At 58.4% G+C, this 13,298-nt stretch carries 9 protein-coding genes; 8 read left to right on the top strand and 1 reads right to left on the bottom strand.

From position 1 onward, the window contains the following. Nucleotides 1-13: 13 nt before the first annotated feature. From A3224_RS03340 to A3224_RS03305, 8 genes are all read left to right on the top strand, one after another. Nucleotides 14-1,741, top strand: coding sequence for a proline--tRNA ligase (locus A3224_RS03340; protein ID WP_067151470.1), 1,728 nt, complete (start codon nt 14-16; stop codon nt 1,739-1,741). 120 nt (nt 1,742-1,861) lie between these two features. Further along, nucleotides 1,862-2,428: a lytic transglycosylase domain-containing protein gene (locus tag A3224_RS03335; RefSeq protein WP_067151466.1), complete on the top strand. Its 567-nt coding sequence runs from the start codon at nt 1,862-1,864 to the stop codon at nt 2,426-2,428. Between the two features lie 2 nt (nt 2,429-2,430). Further along, entirely contained in the window at nt 2,431-3,501 is a 1,071-nt protein-coding gene (locus A3224_RS03330; RefSeq protein WP_067151463.1) for a helix-turn-helix transcriptional regulator, read from the top strand. Nucleotides 3,502-3,730: 229 nt separating this feature from the next. After that, entirely contained in the window at nt 3,731-4,549 is an 819-nt protein-coding gene (locus A3224_RS03325) for a sterol desaturase family protein (RefSeq protein ID WP_067151460.1), read from the top strand. Nucleotides 4,550-5,270: 721 nt separating this feature from the next. Further along, a complete protein-coding gene (locus A3224_RS03320) occupies nt 5,271-9,116 on the top strand; it encodes a cellulose binding domain-containing protein (RefSeq protein WP_197463036.1) in 3,846 nt (1,281 codons plus the stop codon). Nucleotides 9,117-9,170: 54 nt separating this feature from the next. Beyond that, entirely contained in the window at nt 9,171-10,412 is a 1,242-nt protein-coding gene (locus A3224_RS03315) for a DUF1552 domain-containing protein (RefSeq protein ID WP_231902448.1), read from the top strand. 11 nt (nt 10,413-10,423) lie between these two features. Beyond that, a complete protein-coding gene (locus A3224_RS03310) occupies nt 10,424-11,293 on the top strand; it encodes an Lcl C-terminal domain-containing protein (RefSeq protein WP_067151455.1) in 870 nt (289 codons plus the stop codon). Further along, nucleotides 11,290-11,820, top strand: a complete 531-nt coding sequence (locus A3224_RS03305) for an Lcl C-terminal domain-containing protein (RefSeq protein ID WP_139223256.1) — start codon at nt 11,290-11,292, stop codon at nt 11,818-11,820. The genes A3224_RS03310 and A3224_RS03305 overlap by 4 nt, the downstream gene beginning before the upstream one ends. 104 nt (nt 11,821-11,924) lie before the next feature. On the opposite strand, the gene A3224_RS03300 is transcribed toward A3224_RS03305, so the two are convergent. Next, nucleotides 11,925-13,298, bottom strand: a complete 1,374-nt coding sequence (locus A3224_RS03300; protein WP_067151453.1) for a pyridoxal phosphate-dependent decarboxylase family protein — start codon at nt 13,296-13,298, stop codon at nt 11,925-11,927.

The following is a 13,298-nucleotide window of genomic DNA, read 5'->3' as shown; positions in this document are numbered from 1 at the left end:
GAACTGTATCCCTATGCGCGCATCCCGCTATCTGATTGCCACCCAGAAAGAAACCCCCAATGACGCCGTAGTAATCAGCCACCAGCTCATGCTGCGGGCCGGCATGATCCGCCGCCTGGCTTCGGGCCTCTACACCTGGCTGCCGACCGGGCTTAGGGTTCTGCGTAAAGTAGAGCGCATCGTACGTGAAGAAATGAACCGTGCCGGGGCCCTGGAGGTGCTGATGCCGATGGTGCAGCCGGCGGAACTGTGGGAAGAATCGGGCCGCTGGCAAGAGTACGGCCCCGAACTGCTGCGCATACGCGACCGCCACGACAACGGTTTCTGCCTGGGGCCGACCCACGAAGAAGTCATCACCGACCTGATCCGCAACGAAATCAGCAGCTACAAGCAACTGCCGGCCAACTTCTATCAGATTCAGACCAAGTTCCGCGATGAGATCCGCCCGCGTTTCGGCGTGATGCGCGCGCGGGAGTTCACCATGAAGGATGCTTACTCCTTCCATATTGATATGGACTCCCTGCAAGAGACCTACGACGCAATGCACGCCGCCTACTGCCGTATCTTTGACCGCATCGGTCTCGACTACCGCGCGGTGCTGGCGGATACCGGCTCCATCGGCGGTTCTTATTCCCACGAATTCCACGTGCTGGCGGATAGCGGCGAGGACGATATCGCCTTCTCCACCGAATCCCGATACGCCGCCAACGTAGAGCTGGCAGAGGCGCTGGCGCCAGCGGGCGAGCGGCCGGCACCGAGCCGGGAATTGGAGGAAGTGCACACCCCGAATCAGAAAACCATCGCCGCGGTAAGTGAATTCCTGCAAGCGGACCCCGCGCAGTCGGTGAAGACGCTGATTGTCCTTGGCGAGTGCGAAGAGGGTGAGACACCGCCGCTGGTGGCGCTGGTGCTGCGCGGCGACCACACACTGAACGAAATCAAGGCCGAGAAGCTGCCCGGCATCGCCAGCCCATTGCAGTTCGCGCCGGAAGAGCGCATCGCACAGGAACTCGGCTGCGGCGTCGGCTCTCTCGGCCCCGTCGGCCTGCAAATTGAAACCATCGTCGACCGCGCCGCCGCCCACCTGGCGGACTTTATCTGCGGCGCTAATAAAGACGACTATCACTACACCGGGGTCAACTGGGGCCGCGATGTGGCACTGGAGCGCGTGGAAGATCTGCGCAACGTGGAGGCCGGCGACCCCAGCCCGGACGGCCGCGGCACCCTGGAAATCAGGCGTGGCATCGAGGTGGGGCATATCTTCCAGCTCGGCGACAAATACAGCCGCGCAATGAACGCCACAGTGCTGGACGAAAACGGCAAAGAGCAAGTGATGGCCATGGGCAGCTACGGCATCGGCGTGTCCCGCATCGTCGCTGCCGCCATAGAACAGAACCACGACGATGCCGGTATTATCTGGCCGGATGCCATCGCCCCCTTCCAGCTGGCAATCGTGCCGATCAATCTGCACAAAAGCGACACAGTGCGGGAAAAGTGCGAACACCTGTACCAGTCCCTCAGCGCCAAAGGTATCGACGTCCTTTATATGGACGAACCCAAAGCACGTCTCGGCGCTATGCTCGCCGATGTGGAACTGATGGGAATTCCGCACCGCATTGTGGTGGGTGACCGGGGGCTGGAAAAAGGCGTGGTGGAATACAAAGGCCGCCGGGACGCCGAGAGCCAGGAGTTCGCCGTATCACAACTGGAGGAAGTCCTGCTAAAAATGATCGCTGGTTAACGGTTTTTATGTGACTTGGATGCCGGCGCAGCCCGGCATCCGCGGCTCGCCCCGGAGATATCCGGGCGAACCGCAATTTCCTCTGCCCTTCCCCCGCGCCTTTCCGTAAAATTCCCAGTCATGATAAGAAAAAGCCTCGCCACACTATTGCTCTGCCTGCTTTTCACTGGGGTCCAGGCCCAGGGGGAAGTTGCGCAAATTGATCCCGAGTTAAAGCGCGCCTTAAAGGAAGCGGTCACCCAGGCGGATAGCTTTGTCGACCGCTTCGATGCCGAAGTCTGGCTGATGAGCAAATCCCAGCCCCTGGCCCGCTATATCAAAGATCCTCAAGAACGTATGCGCGTATTAAAAGCCGTGCACCGCGAAGCCACCCGCGCCGGTCTGCGGCCGGAAATCGTTCTCGCCGTTATCCAGATTGAAAGTGCTTTCGACCCCTATGCCGTATCCCGTGTCGGCGCTCAGGGCATGATGCAGGTGATGCCTTTCTGGAAGAAAGAAATCGGCCGTCCGGACGACAACCTGATCGACATGGACACCAACCTCCGCTACGGCTGCACCATCCTCAAACATTACATCGAAAAAGCCAAAGGCAATCTCGCCGACGCACTGGCCTATTACAACGGTAGCTACGGTCGCTATACCTACTCCCGCAAAGTACTGGACGCCTGGGCGGCGCGCTGGAGATAAGCATGAGCACCGGTTACGTGTTCTTTACCGGCGCCGCCTGCGGCCTGCTGTTATTGGCAGCCGCCAAGCTAGCGATCAGCTACCGCCGACAGCTGGCGGGACGCTGGTTGTTTCTACTCCTGACCGGAGTGTTCAGCTACCTAGTGCACCCCCTCGCGGCACCGGAGAACGCCTGGCTGAAGCTGCTGCTAGACCTCCCCACCGACCTGGTACCGGCGGCTTTCTGGCTGTTCGCCTTTTCCCTGTGCAGTGACTCGGGAAAATTTCCACGCTCCGGCTGGATTCTGATCGCGCTTTCAGTGATTGTCTGCGGAGCGGCCAACCTCGGTCCCAGCGGGCAGCCTCAAGTGCACGAAGCCCTTTACATCCTGGCCCAACCACTGAAACTCAGCCTGCTTGCCGCAGGCCTGATCACTCTGGTGCGGCAGTTCCAGTCCGACTTGGTGGAAGCCCGCCGCCGCCTGCGCGCGGCGCTGTTGATCGCTGTGGGCGGATATATGTTGATTGTCGTCTGCGCCGAATTTCTGTTCTCCTACCAGCCGGTCCCCGCCGGCGTTCCCACACTACACGCGCTGCTCGCCAGCCTGCTCACTCTGACAGCCTGCCTTTGGCTGCTGGCGCTGTCCCCCACCGCACTGGACGAATCACTGCCGCCGAGCGAAGAACGCGAAAAGAAAAAAACACCGCCTCCCGAGACTCCGCCCCCCCTGGACAAACCCCAGCAACAGCTGCTGGAAAAACTTCAGGCCCACATGCATGCCGGAGGTTATCGCCACACAGGACTGACTATCCGGGAACTGGCGGAGCAACTGGGGGCCCGCGAGCATGTACTGCGAACACTGATTAATCGCCACCTGGGTTACCGGAACTTCAACGAGTACCTAAACCAGTTCCGTATTGACGAGGCCAGCCGGCGCCTGGCGGACCCGGAGCAAGCACACCTCCCGGTGCTCACCATCGCTCTGGATATCGGCTACCGATCCCTCAGCCCCTTCAACGCCGCATTTAAACGCCGCCACAAACAGACACCCACCGAGTACCGGCGGGAAAAGCTACCGGTGCAGGAAGTCTGACCGGCAATTTTTCAGAATCCGTCAGCAGTTTTCCGCTTTCCGCAAGCAGTCGGCGCCACTTTGCCCCACACTCCTTCCACGACTGGAGGGGGCGCCCAAAACCGTCACCTCCACATCACCGGGAAAGCACCGCCCCTCGTGCGGACAGCAATTCACGGGCGCTCCAGCGCACCTAAAACGAATTCATCAGGAGCGCCGCCCCAATAAAGCCAATAAAAAAGGTGAGACTATGGAATTCCTGTGGGAAATGGCCCAAACCTGGGGAGAACACTTCCGTCGCGATCTCTTTCGTTACCTCATCGCCGCTACGGCGGTCAGCCTGCTGGTCAGTTGGGTATTCCGTCAATGGATGGACAGCCGTCGCATCCAAAGGCGTCGCGCAAGCTGGAAAGACATCCGCCGGGAAATCCACTTTTCCATGCTCACCTTGGGCGTCTTTGCCACCATCGGCATTATCACCAGTATCCTGGGCGATTGGGGACTATTGCGGATATACCGGCAGTGGAGCGACTACCCACTGTGGTGGAACCTGATCAGTCTGCCAGTGCTTATCGTGTTGCACGACACATACTTTTATTGGACACACCGCGCCATGCACCACCCCGCGCTGTTCAAGCATTTTCACCGTGTCCATCATCTGTCCCGCACGCCGACGCCCTGGGCCGCTTACAGTTTCTCGGTGGGAGAGGCTTCTCTGATGGGAATCTTTTCGCCGCTGATACTGGCGCTGATTCCGCTGCATTTGACGGTCTGGCTCATATTTATCTTCGTAATGATCTTCCGCAACGCCATGCTGCATGCAGGTTGCGAATTTCACCCCCGCAGTTGGGTGGACGGGCCGCTGGACATAATGACCACAACCACCCACCACGACCTGCACCACCAGCGATTCCACGGCAACTACGGTTTTTATTTCACCTGGTGGGACCGCTGGATGGGAACGGAATTCAAAAATTATAAACAGGCATTCTGCCAAGCAGTTGACGGCAATTTTAGCGACCCACACACACGAAAAAGGTCGATAGCATCAAATTTAAATTGCGGCTGATCGGCAAATATCCGCAAACTTACGCGGCCTCCGGGCCGCTTTTTTATCCGAACAATCCTTAAATTCATTTAGACCATCAACACAAAACATGCACGCCAGAATATAAAAATACAGTGACGGAATATACATTTTAACAACGTCACAGATACCAATAAAAAGTAAAATACAGAAAATTTGTAATTAATGGGGTCTCAGGCAAATTGGCGCAGATGCCACCAGCAGATGCCACTAAAATTTTTTCGGAGCTTGGGCACCCCCAAAAACCACGGCAATGGCGCAATTGCACCGGGGAATTCCTAGCGCACCAATCAGGTTCCTAGAGATCAGCAAAAAGAATACAGCGCCAATTCTCCAGTTGGCACTTGTAGAGAGAAAAGGAAGTCAGTACATTGAAAAAAGCTCGGCACCCTAATTATTAAAAGACCGGGCAGCACACACAATACAAACACAAAAAAGGTTTCGGGGAGTTTTTTCATATCCCGATTACCTGATCCTTTATTCCGCACCCAAAACTAGTAGAGCCAGGCAGTGCCGGCCTCAACCGGCGTCTCTACGTTCGAGCAGCCTCCAGAGAAATTCCAGAGGCATTTCCCAAAAAAGGCCAAGGGCGCACCGGTAACGGTAACGCCCATTAAAACTTTATGGTGCAGGAAATAATGAAATGAACAGTCCCGCGTTAAAAATCTCATCGTTATTTCTGTTAATTTGTTCATGGATTGCAATGCCTGCGGCGGCCGCGGCAACCTGTGAGTACCTGATCGTCAACGACTGGGGCTCCGGCGCACAGGCGAGCATCCGCATTACCAACACCGGTACCAGTGCCATTGATGGCTGGCAAGTCGACTGGGAATACGATGACGGTACCGTAGTCGTCGACAGCTGGAACACAAGCCTGATGGGCGACAACCCCTATACGGCGAGCAGCCTGTCTTGGAACAGCAGCGTCGAGCCGGGGCAGTATGTGGAGTTCGGTCTGACGCTCAGCAATGGATCAGACAGCGCCGTAATCCCAGTGGTGAACGGTGCCGTCTGTGACGCTGATGGCAGCGGCAGCTCCAGCAGCTCCAGCTCATCTTCCAGCTCCAGCTCATCGTCCAGTTCCGGCAGCGGAGGCCCCAGTGGTCCGCCACCAGCAGTGGAAATCGAGCGTGTATTCCCCAACCTGACCTTCGAACAGCCTCTCGGCATGATGCAGGCACCGGGAGACAATTCGCGCTGGTATATTCTGGAAAAAACTGGGATGGTTTACTGGATCGATGCCAGTGACAATCTCACCACCACCAAAAACGTTTACCTGGATCTATCCGGCACCGTCGACAGCGCGGCCGAGGGCGGGGTGTTGGGAATGGCCTTCCACCCCAACTACCAAGTGAATAGACAGGTTTACCTGTCATTTACCACACCGGCGTCAGACCCCATGACATCGGTTATCGCCCGCTACACTGAGAGCACCGGCGGCACCAGTCTGGATGCGGGCTCGCGCCAGGACATCCTCACCCTGCAACAGCCCTATGCCAACCACAATGGCGGCCATATCGCCTTTGGCCCCGACGGCTACCTGTACATCGGTTTCGGGGACGGCGGCTCCGCCAACGACCCGGAAGCCAACGGTCAGGACACCAGCAATTGGCACAGCGCCATGCTCAGAATCGACGTGGACAACGGCTCGCCCTACAGCATCCCGTCGGACAACCCCTTCGCAAACGGTGGCGGCCAGCCGGAAATTTACGCCTATGGTCTGCGCAATCCCTGGCGCTGGAGTTTCGACCGGGTCACCGGCGATCTTTGGCTCGCGGATGTCGGCCAGGCGGAATACGAGGAAGTCAATATTATTGAAAAAGGCGGCAACTACGGCTGGCGCTGCCGGGAAGGCTTCCACACCACCAGTAATAGCTGTGAAGACAGTGGCCCCTACAAAGACCCCTTGTTCGAATACGATCACGATCAAGGCCAATCAATTACCGGGGGCTATGTGTACCGGGGCACGCAAATCGCGGGCCTAAATGGCGCCTATATCTTTGGTGATTATCAGAATGGAAAAGTCTGGGCCTACACCGACACCATGTATCCCCTGGCTGACACCGCGTTAAATATCGCCACCTTCGGCGAATCCAACAGCGGTGAAATTTATCTGGCGGATATTGTCGGCGGCACCCTGCACCGCATAGTTGCGCAAGGCGACAGCGGCTCCAGCAGTTCCAGCTCGTCATCATCGGGCAGCAGCTCATCTTCAAGCAGCAGCTCAAGCTCCAGCAGCTCGTCGAGCAGCTCCACCTCGGGCAACTCGTCCAGCGGTGGCACCGACGGTGGCATCTCCTGTGCTGTGACCTACGACAATGTCTGGAACAACGGCTACCAGCTCGACGTCACGGTCACCAACAATGGCAGCAGTGCTGTAAGCAGCTGGGAAGTCACGCTCCAGTTCGATGAACCGCCACAAATCACCGGCAACTGGAATTCAAACAGCAGCGTCTCTGAGAACACAGCCACCTTCAGCAACGCTGACTGGAACGGCAGCCTCAAACCTGGTGAAAGCACTACATTCGGCTTCCAGGGCGACCACGATGGAAGCTTTACGCTGCCCACCTGCAGTGGCCCGGGTGGTTCGTCGAGCAGCAGCTCCAGTTCTTCGTCGAGCAGCTCCAGCTCCTCGTCCAGCAGCTCCAGCACGTCATCCAGCAGTTCCGGTTCGTCCAGCAGCGGCGGCACGGATACCAGCAATATGACGGGCTACGAAATCTACAGCGCCATGTGCGCCGGCTGTCACGGTTTTGCCGCCGACGGCGGCAGAGTGGGAGTACCGCTGAACGAGCCTCGTGACCTGGATTTCATGATCAGCTATATCGAGCAGTCCATGCCCCGCAATGACCCCGCAGCTTGCGACGGGGACTGCGCCAACAAGGTCGGCAACTATATTGCCGATACTTTCTGGGAAGAGCAGGCGCCGCCGAACTGTGACATTGTCCGCTACGGCGCCCGCCAGTTGAAAATCCTCACGCGGTCCGAGTACCAAAATACGGTCGAGGATCTGCTGGGCGTAGACTTCAATGCTGCAGAAGGATTGGCGGAAGACTACCGGGTAAGTTATTTCATCAACAACGCCCACGCGTCCATCGTCACCTCCGCCTACGACAGTTATCTGACCGTAGCCGAGGAAATCGCAGCCTGGTCCGCGGCGAGAGATTTTGCCCCGGCCTTGAACTGTAGTTCCTTCAACCAGGACTGTGTCGATCAGTTTATCAACGAACTGGCACCGAAAATTTTCCGCCGCCCGCTGGACAGCGAGGAAATCGCCACCTATTCCGAGCTGGCCAATGGCACCGTTACCGAGGGCGACGTACATTCGGGCATCCAGCTGGCGTTGATGACCATGCTGTCCTCACCGCAGTTCCTGTACCGCCACGAGCTGGGTGAACTCAATCCGGCAAACAACGCAATCGACGCAGACGCCTACGAGTTGACGTCCTACGAAATGGCCACCTGGCTGAGCTACTCCTTCACCGGCTCCACGCCGGACGAAACCACCCTGGAAAAAGCGCGCAACGATCTGCTACGCGATCCGGCGCAAATTCAGGAGGAAGCACAGCGGCTGCTGAATCTGCCCGAGGCGAGAAACACCATGGGCGACTTTGTCGGCAGCTGGCTGGATACGGACAACCTCGACTACTCGCCGAAAGACGAGGCCACCTGGCCCGGTTTCGAAGCAGTAGCGCCGCATATGCAGCAGGAAATCCGTGAAGTCTTCGCCGAAGTCATGCTGAACAGCAGCGAGAGTTTCGCCTCGCTCTACAACGGCAACTGGACCTTCGTCAACGGCCCTCTGGCTCAGCACTACGGCATTGGCGGCGTCTCCGGCGATGAGTTCCAGCGGGTCACCACCACGGATCGCGGCGGCATTCTGACCAGCGGTGCGTTTATGTCCCGCTGGGCCGAGCGCATCGAGACGTCACCGATCCGCCGCTCAGTACGGGTACGCCGCCGTATGCTGTGTCAGGATCAGCCCAATCCGCCCGCCGGCATCATCGAGGACCGCGCCGACCGTATTGAAGAGCTCGCGGACCTTATCGCAGACCCGGCGACAACCAACCGCATGAAGTACGAGGCCCTGACCTCTGTCAGCCCCTGCCTGAACTGCCACCAGGAGTGGATCAACCCCCTCGGCGGCGGTATGGAAGACTTTGACGCGGTGGGCAATCCCCGCACTGTCGACCTCAACGGCAACGCGATCGATGCCAGTGGACGTCTCTATGCACCCGATGTGCTGAGCAACCGTGGCGAATGGATCGAATTCGAAGGCGCGCGGGGACTGGGAGAAGTGTTGGCGACACTGCCCAGCGCACAGTCCTGCCTGTCTCAGAATATGTTCCGGTTCATGCTCGGTGTCGGACACAACACCATCGATAGCACTAACCCCGAGGGCCGACAGCTCGACCCGCTCGAGAAGGACGGATACTCCTGCACCATCGCCGATATGACCGATACGCTGGTGCAAGAGAACCCCCGCTCCATGCTCGAAAGTTTGAGCACACTGGATGCAGTCCGTTATCGCAAGGAGTGGTCGCGCTAAGGCGCGGCCCCCGCTCTGACTTTTTGGCGAATCACAGAATAAAAGGTTTAAGCAATGGCAAAGCGATACAAAAATGAATTTGATAAAAGGCGCAGGGATTTACTCAAAATCTTCGCCGCTGCGGGCATCAGCAAAGGACTGATGCGCGCCTCTCCCCTGGTCTCCGGCATGATGGTTTCCCGTTGGGCCGAGGCGCAAACAGCCCCCAACAAATCCGTGGTCATCTATGTACCCGACGGCGCCCTGGCGGAACACTGGTACCCCAACGCCGACCTGACCAGTTTCGGGGATATGTCCCAGCCGTACAGCACTGTCGCCAGTGAGTGCAACTTCCTCAAAAATATGAGCCACCACCGCGGCGGGCACGGCGTTATGCCGACCATCATCAACAACAGCTGGGGTGGCGACAGTTTCGACGTCAACATGGGCAGGATTTTGGGCGAAAACCTGCCCTTTACCTACGTCAACCTGGGGGTACACAGCAACGGCGGCGGCGGTTTCACCAAAGACAACGGCTCCGTTGTTCCCTCCGAAGACAACCCGTTTAACGCCTTCAACCGCCTGTTCGGCAATTTGCAGGGCGGCGGTGGCGATCCCAAATTAAACGCCGTGGACGCCCACCTGGAGGCCGTGAACGCACTGAAAAACAAACTGGGCACCTACGAGCAGCAGCGCCTCGACTCGCATCTGACCGCGATAGAGGAAACCCAGCGGCGCCTGCAAGACCTGGCCGGTGGCGGTTTCTCCTGCGGCGGTGCCACAGCGCCGGAGGAATTCCCGATCGAGTTTTCCACCTTTCAAAAACAGGCGGAACTGCAGGCGGACATCATCGCGCTGGCACTGGAGTGCAATATCACCGCCTCCTGCTCCCTCACCTTCGGCAATGACGGCGCCGAGTTCTCCCTGCCCTATCTGGATTTCAAGGACACCTATCACCAGTCGATTCACGGCGGTAACGGCGGCGATCCGACCTATCCCCACTACCGGGAAACGCGCAAGCACCTCAGCAGCCTTTCGGCTTATCTGATCGGCCGCCTGCGGGACAGAGGCGTACTCGACAGCACCATCGTCTGCGAGGTCACCGACATGGGTAACGGAGACGCCCACAGCAGTACCGATATTCCCCTGATCATGGCCGGTGGCGGCGGTGTAATAAAACGCGGCGTTTCCGATTCCGGCAGTGCCGCCTACACGCCTCTGCACCAGATACACACGGCGGCGGTGGCCCTGCAGGCGCACGAACACCCCGCCTATCAGGGTTATCAATCCGAAGTGATTCCCGGGGTATTGGCCTAGGTGGAAAAAAGGTGTTAACGAGAAAATATGCACAGATTGTCGCCCTGGCTGTTGCCGTTGCCAGCCAGGGTGGGTGCTCAAAATCCGGCGGGGAGTATTCCCCGCCTCGAAACGGACTCAATGATACCGGCATCACCTGGGGCGCGGACTATCCCCGGGGAGTCAACAGCGACTGCAGCGCCCGTATGCAGGGCGGGCAAGCGGCCGGGGAAACGGCTGTAGAGAGCGATATCCTGAGCCAGCAGGACTGCCGCCACGGCAGGGATGTCACCGCCGGTGACGACGCCGACGGCGCAGCGGGCTTTGTGTACCGCAAACTGGATGCAAATGGCGAATTCCTCCCCGCCGATGCACAGAACTGGAGCTGTGTACTGGACGAAATCACCGGCCTGATGTGGGAAGTCAAACAACCGGGCGACGGTGTTTACGGCAACCGCGGACGCCACGACGCCGACGATGTCTTCACCTGGTACAACCCGGACAAGAAGCTCAACGGCGGCCATATCGGCGACTGGAACAGCCGCTATGCGCAATGCACCGGATACGTCCAGGGCCAACCCGCCACCTATTGCAACATCGAGGAATTCGTCAGCCGCACCAACCATCGGGGCCTGTGCGGTTACAGCGACTGGCGCCTGCCAACCTTAAATGAACTGTCCAGCCTGGTGCACTTCGGGCGCAGCGCCCCCGCTATCGATACCGCTTATTTCCCCAATACAAAAAGTGGCTTTTATTGGACTTACTCTCCGGACGCATTACTCCCCCAAAGGGCTTGGGCGGTAAATTTCCAGCTCGGTTACGCCGCCCCCCTGCCCCGCGACAATGGCCGTCATGTACGGCTGGTTAGGAACTGGGGCGCAGAAAACTCGGAGGACAAATGATCACTGCCGCACGCAATACATTTCTGCTGTTACTGCTGGCCACGCCTCTGCAGGCATTGTGCGCCCAGCAGTGTAAACCAGGACAGATCATTGCCACCGCGCCCGCCGCACGATTCGAACAGCGGGATGACGGTACTGTTATCGATAAAAAGCTGGGCCTGATGTGGCGCACCTGCGTGGAAGGCATGTCCGGAAAAAACTGCGAGGACGGTGAGGCCCTGACCCTTAACTGGGCCGGAGCACTGGCCTATGCGCCGACATTCAACCGCGAAGGCGGCTTCGCTGGCCACCAGGACTGGCGACTGCCGAATATCCGCGAGCTGAGCTCCCTGGTCGAACTGCAATGCACCGCGCCCGCGATCAATACGGCCGTGTTTCCCAATGCCACATCCGCTGGCGTTTGGTCTTCGTCACCCGCCAAATTCCATATGCACTATTCGTGGTATGTGGATTTTGACTCCGGCGCATTTACTTACGGCGAGCGAACACAGCTAAAGGCTCTTCGCCTGGTGCGCGACATTCAGTGACACCGCTGTAGCGGAATTTAATGAGGCGCTCTGCGCCTCTGGTGCAATTCCCTTGAGGTGATTGTTGACAGCTGTTCACACAAGCGGCATTCATCGGCGCGTCTTTAGTCACCCTTGTTTTCCAGCAAGCGAATCACCCGCTGCACATGAGCGTTGGTCGTCGACCAATTGCTGAATGCGGCGCGAATTGCGTCGCGGCCATCCCACTGCCCAGGGGTCATAAATACCTCACCACTTCGGTTCAGTCTGTCCAGCCAGGCACGGATATCTGGACAATTTCGCGGGCGAAACACCACGACATTCAGTTTACACGGCACCAGCAGATCATAGCCCTGAGCAGAAGCCAGCCACTTCGACAACTGCGCCGCCTGAAGACAGTTGTCTTTCACGATTTGCGCCACGCCCTCGCGGCCGTATGCCCGCAAATTGAACCACAGCGCCAATGCCCGAAAACGGCGCGAGTTCTCTACCCCCCGGTTCATAAAGTGCGGCTGCCCGTTGCCCGCCGGCAAATATGGAGAAGGTACGGCCAATACCTGTTCCAGCAGATCCGTGTGGCGGGTGAGGAAAATACCACTGTCGTAGGGCACGTTGAGCCACTTGTGGGCATCGCAGGTAATGGAGTCCGCAGCTTCAATCCCTTCTGTCCAATGCCGCCTATCCTCCAGCAAGCGGGAAAACAAACCAAAGGCGCCATCCACGTGCAGCCATGCATTGTACTTTCGGCACAGAGAAGCGATTGCCGTTAAATCATCGAAATCAGTACCGGTCACTGTCCCGGCACTAGCCAGTACGATTTTCCCGGGGCTATCGCTGGCGCACAGCGCACGCGCCAGATCCACGGTATCCATACGCTCCGTGCCCGGCTCGCATGCGACGGCGGTCAGGTTATTCCGCCCCAGTCCAGCCATCGCCAACCCCTTCAGACTGCTGGCGTGGGGGCAGGCGGAAAACACTTGGATACTCGCCCCACTCACCCCCTCAGCGGCTATATCCATCCCCTGAACCCGGCCGGCAAATTGGCGTCCGCAAAGAATTCCCAGCAGATTGGCGCTGGTGGCGCCACTGGTTAAACAGCCGTCGAAGGATGGCGGGAGCGAAAAAAGCTGTCGCAGCCAATTCAGGACCTGCACCTCCACCACCGGAGCGATGGAATCCCCGAAAGTGGCCGGATTCTGGTCAGTGGCGGCCGCGAGCCAGTCGCCAACCAAAGCCGCCGGGCTGCTGCCACCGGTGACGAACCCCCAGTAGCGCGGCCCCGCCGACCCGGAAAGATAGGGCATCACCCGGCGTTGAAATTCCTTCAGGGCCCCCGCAGTGCCCATACCGTGCCGAGGTAATGACTCCAATGGCAGCGGCGGCGCATCGATACAAGCGGCGGGGCGACGCTCTAGGCCGCGTAAAAATTCACAACTGACCTCGAGTGCCTGTTCCAGCAACTCGCGAAACTGTGTCACTTCCTTCCGGACTTCTGACAT

Source organism: Microbulbifer thermotolerans (assembly GCF_001617625.1).
GTDB lineage: Bacteria > Pseudomonadota > Gammaproteobacteria > Pseudomonadales > Cellvibrionaceae > Microbulbifer > Microbulbifer thermotolerans.
This window is presented reverse-complemented; position numbering and strand designations above follow the sequence as displayed.

Coding starts and splice junctions, on each gene's coding strand:
- A3224_RS03335 (WP_067151466.1), top strand. CDS start 1,862: ATGATAAGAAAAAGCCTCGCCACACTATTGCTCTGCCTGCTTTTCACT.
- A3224_RS03320 (WP_197463036.1), top strand. CDS start 5,271: ATGCCTGCGGCGGCCGCGGCAACCTGTGAGTACCTGATCGTCAACGAC.
- A3224_RS03300 (WP_067151453.1), bottom strand. CDS start 13,298: ATGTCAGAAGTCCGGAAGGAAGTGACACAGTTTCGCGAGTTGCTGGAA.
- A3224_RS03315 (WP_231902448.1), top strand. CDS start 9,171: ATGGCAAAGCGATACAAAAATGAATTTGATAAAAGGCGCAGGGATTTA.
- A3224_RS03340 (WP_067151470.1), top strand. CDS start 14: ATGCGCGCATCCCGCTATCTGATTGCCACCCAGAAAGAAACCCCCAAT.
- A3224_RS03330 (WP_067151463.1), top strand. CDS start 2,431: ATGAGCACCGGTTACGTGTTCTTTACCGGCGCCGCCTGCGGCCTGCTG.
- A3224_RS03325 (WP_067151460.1), top strand. CDS start 3,731: ATGGAATTCCTGTGGGAAATGGCCCAAACCTGGGGAGAACACTTCCGT.
- A3224_RS03305 (WP_139223256.1), top strand. CDS start 11,290: ATGATCACTGCCGCACGCAATACATTTCTGCTGTTACTGCTGGCCACG.